The following is a 3,956-nucleotide window of genomic DNA, read 5'->3' as shown; positions in this document are numbered from 1 at the left end:
AAGGAGAAAGGTTTAATTCCATCACGCTGCTTATTGTTGGGCGTGGCGGCCGGTCAGGGCAACCCTCGTTGTGATTCTGCGAGCCTGAAACGGCAACACGCGCCATGTGAGACAGAGGAAGGCCCGAGACGAACCACGGTCCTGCGGTATTCAACCCGCGCATCAGAGTCTGATCAACCGTCGTCTCAATGCCGCCGCGTCCTGCAATAGGCAGCATATTTGTCCCTCGTCGACGCTGAAAAAGGCGACGCGAAAACCTATGCCCAAACTCTTGAAAACGGACATGAGAATCAACCGTAGCGGCCGTTGGTATGAAAGAGCGTCTCCTCCTGATCGACGAGTTCTTCCGCCAGGTGATCACAAGGGGTGTCTGCATCCGAGGGGCATCGTAAACTAACGGCAAAGCAGCCAGACCATGACGCTAAAATATCGCTGCGCAAACTGCGTTCGATTTGAGGAATTGCAATCTATCCGCGCAAGATCTGGCAGGAGCATTATTTCGACTTGATGGCTTCTTCGCCCAATACTCCGCCGATATTCCGTATCGCACCTTTATCCTGTCGGCTCGCTCTAAGGTCGTTTTCGTCAAAGGCGTATCGGCGCAAGAGGGCAAAGAGCGCTTCATTCATTCGAGCGCCATCCAAAAGCTCGGGACTGTCGCAAATGACGTTGATGGTTCGCTGCACGACGCGATCTGCAGCCGCGTCGGTATCGACTAGCTTTTCGGCCCATTGGCGGAGAAGGGTGCGAAGTTGCGGATCCGGTGGCATGTCTGAGGAATGTGGAAGGGGCACGCTCACTCCTCCTATCCTTGCAGGCGGGTAGATAAGAACCGCCGGTCACCATCGTCTACAAGATCGGCCACTTGCGACCGATTAATAGTATTTCTGTGGGTCACGAGTCCAGCTCTAATCTGGAGCGGGCGGCACAACGTTTCTGCAGATGTCGATGCTACCGCTTCAAAAAATCTGATGGTCATAAAATTGGCCGCTGTCTTGTGAAGCCGCCCTATAAAGATGCTGGGCCCGATGGTCGGCGCCCAGGCATTGCAAATGGTCAGGGATTGATCAGCTCTTGCGAGCGTTGGCGGCTGCCTGCTTGATGAGATCTGCGACGGGGCCGGGGTTCGAAACGTAGATGGCATGGCTGCCGGCGGCCTCCGTCTTGACGGCCTCGGCACGGCCGGCCATGGCGCGCTGTGCTGCCGGAGGGATCATCTTGTCTTCGGTGGCGACCAGATACCAGCTCGGTTTTGTCCTCCAGGCAGGCTCGGAGACCTTGCCTTCCAGGGCAGGAATGCCCCACGGTCTCTGCGAGTCGCCCATGAAGGCTGCGAGATCGGGCCGAACGTCGGCGGCAAAGGAGTCGGTAAATTTCGATCGGTCAAGGAAGAGGAAGCCGTCGACGGGCGGCAGGATCGGCGGTACCGGATCGCCGGGCTGCGGGTTGGAGATGAGCGTGGCGACGGATTCGCCGCGGTCCGGGGCAAAAGCGGTGATGTAGACCAGCCCTGCCACCTTCGGGTCCGTGCCGGATTCGGTGATGACGACGCCGCCATAGGAATGGCCGACGAGGATGACATTGCCTGAAGCCGATGCGATGGCACGCTTGGTGACGGCAACATCGTCTGCGAGCGAGGTGGTGGGGTTCTGCGCCACGATGACCTCGTAACCGTCCTTCTTCAGGAGGTTGTGGACGCCTTCCCATCCGGAACCATCGACAAAACCGCCATGGACGAGGACGACGGACTTGACTGCTGCATTGACCGAAGCATTCGACATTTGAGTTCTCCTTTGGAGTTGAGTTGCAATTGGTTTGGACTTGCGCTGCATTTGATGATCACACTATGGGCGATCGCGGTGGAACGCGCTTTGAGGTGATCTTCAGGAGGCGTTGATTTTGCCTTCAGATGGCTTTGATTTTACATTGCAACATTGTTACGGTTGCCTTAGTTCGCCGATTGCGGTGCGATACCGGAACATCTAACTTGCTGTATCACTTTGAGGATTTCGCACTCGATCAGGACCGGCGCGAATTGCGGCGCGGCAGCGAATTGCTTCGTGTCGAACCCCAGGTGTTCGATCTTCTCTGCTATCCCCTCTGCAATCGCGACCGTGTCGTCAGCAAGGACGATATCGTGGAGACGGTCTGGCAAGGCCGCATCGTGTCCGATGCCACGCTCAGCAGCCGCATCAACGCGGTTCGCAGCGCACTCAACGACAATGGCGATGCGCAGCGGCTTATCCGCACGATCATGCGCAAGGGCATCCGCTTCGTCGGGACCGTGCGTGAGGAGCATGGGGCGCAAACGGCCGCGGTGCCGGAAAAGCCCCCGCAAGGATTAAGCCTGCCGGACAGGCCATCGATCGCCGTTCTCCCGTTCGACAATATGAGCGGTGATCCTGAGCAGGATTATTTCGCTGACGGGATGGTCGAGGACATTATTACCGGCCTGTCGCGTATAAAATGGCTTCTCGCCATCGCGCGCAATTCCAGCTTTACCTACAAAGGGCGTGCCGTTGACGTCACGCAGGTCGGCCGCGATTTAGGTGTGTGCTATGTCCTTGAAGGCAGCGTTCGCAAGGTCGGCGGCCGTGTCCGTATCACCGGTCAGCTCATTGTCGCGGAAGACGGCACCCATCTGTGGGCGGAGCGATACGACCGTGATCTTACTGACATATTCGCGGTGCAGGGCGAGATCACCATAAGCGTCGTTGCTGCAATAGAGCCCAACGTGCGTCGCGCCGAAATCGAGCGGGTAAAGCGGAAACGACCCGACAATGTCGACGCCTATGACCTCCTGCTTCGCGCGATGCCGCAGGTCTATACCTTTATGCCGGAGGGTGCTGCAGGCGGGTTGCCGTTGCTGGACCGCGCGCTTGCTATCGAGCCCGGCTACGCGCTCGCCCACGGTTTTGCGTCCTGGGCACACCAGACCATCTTTGTTCGCGGCGGCATGCATCCGGAAAACCGCAAGAAGTCGATCCAGCACGCGCTCGCGGCAATAGAGCATGGGCAAAGCGATGCCATGGCTCTTGCACTTGCCGGTTTTTCCATCGGCTTGCTGGCGCATGATCGGAGACTGTCTGACGAAGCGTTCGAGCGAGCCTTGGCGCTAAGCGCCTCCTGCGCCTTCGTCTATTCCTTCGGATGCGCGCCCGTCGCCTACAGCGGCGATGCGACGCGTGCGATCGCCTGGGGCGAGCACGCAATGCGGCTCAGCCCGCTCGACGCGATGAGCTGCATTCCCCAGGGCATCATAGGCTTCGGAAGTTTCCTGCTCGGCCGGTATGAAGAGGCGATCTTGGCTGGCCGGCGGGCGGTTCAACTGAACTCGGGCTTCAGCATCCTGCATGGATGGCTAGCCGCTCCGCTTGCCAAGCTTGGTCGCCTCGATGAGGCAAAGGCTGCCGGCGAGCGGCTGCTGGCACTCGACCCCACCTTTACGATTAGTCGCTGGTCCGCTGCCGTCGGCATTGCGCCACCCATATTCGATAGTGTTACCAGTGCTATGCGACTATCGGGCTTGCCGGAATAATGGTTGGACTGTTTCAAACGATCGCAGTCGCTCGCGCCAAGATACTGCGAGGGCTGGTCTAGCCAGTCGAATTGCATGGATTAGCTATCACTAGGTGCTGGTGCCGGAGTTGAGAGCTACATCAGACATGCCGCCATCCTGCAGAGTTTCGGCTTGACTTGCGCTGAACTCTAGGCGATGTTGACAAAGTATGGCAACCAGATCTTAGCGGCGGCGATAGCGAGGAAAGCAGCGTATGATGTTTTGGTTTTGTCGTAGCGCGTGGCAATGCGACGGAACTGCTTCATTCGGTTGAACATGCGTTCGATGCGATTGCGATCCTTGTAAGCGCGGTAGTCGCAAGGTGGCGGGTTCTTCCGGGTTGATCGCGGCGGAATGATCGGACGAGTGCCATGCAGCAGAAGTTCCTCGCGGATGG

At 58.2% G+C, this 3,956-nt stretch carries 5 protein-coding genes; 1 reads left to right on the top strand and 4 read right to left on the bottom strand.

Features of this window, described 5'->3' with window-relative positions; genetic code table 11:
• The 3 genes from QD409_RS35160 to QD409_RS35150 form a co-directional block, all read right to left on the bottom strand.
• Positions 1-217: hypothetical protein (locus tag QD409_RS35160; RefSeq protein WP_430765004.1), on the bottom strand; the 217-nt coding region annotated here is incomplete at its 3' end.
• 277 nt (positions 218-494) lie between these two features.
• Positions 495-800 carry a hypothetical protein gene (locus QD409_RS35155; protein ID WP_430765003.1) on the bottom strand — a complete coding sequence of 102 codons (306 nt, stop codon included), beginning with the start codon at positions 798-800 and terminating at the stop codon, positions 495-497.
• 267 nt (positions 801-1,067) lie between these two features.
• A complete protein-coding gene (locus tag QD409_RS35150; protein WP_430765002.1) occupies positions 1,068-1,781 on the bottom strand; it encodes an alpha/beta hydrolase in 714 nt (237 codons plus the stop codon).
• 206 nt (positions 1,782-1,987) lie between these two features.
• Between QD409_RS35150 and QD409_RS35145 the strand changes: the two genes are divergently transcribed.
• Positions 1,988-3,538 (top strand): winged helix-turn-helix domain-containing protein, encoded by a 1,551-nt coding sequence (locus QD409_RS35145; RefSeq protein ID WP_430765001.1) that lies wholly within the window; start codon positions 1,988-1,990, stop codon positions 3,536-3,538.
• Between the two features lie 170 nt (positions 3,539-3,708).
• On the opposite strand, the gene QD409_RS35140 is transcribed toward QD409_RS35145, so the two are convergent.
• Positions 3,709-3,956: transposase (locus tag QD409_RS35140; protein WP_430763348.1), on the bottom strand; the 248-nt coding region annotated here is incomplete at its 5' end.

The organism is Rhizobium sp. BR 315, from assembly GCF_050577975.1.
In the GTDB taxonomy this organism is placed as follows: Bacteria; Pseudomonadota; Alphaproteobacteria; order Rhizobiales; family Rhizobiaceae; genus Rhizobium; species Rhizobium miluonense.
The sequence above is the reverse complement of the archived record's forward strand: the minus strand, read 5'-3'. Positions and strand labels throughout refer to the sequence as shown.

Coding starts and splice junctions, on each gene's coding strand:
- QD409_RS35150 (WP_430765002.1), bottom strand. CDS start 1,781: ATGTCGAATGCTTCGGTCAATGCAGCAGTCAAGTCCGTCGTCCTCGTC.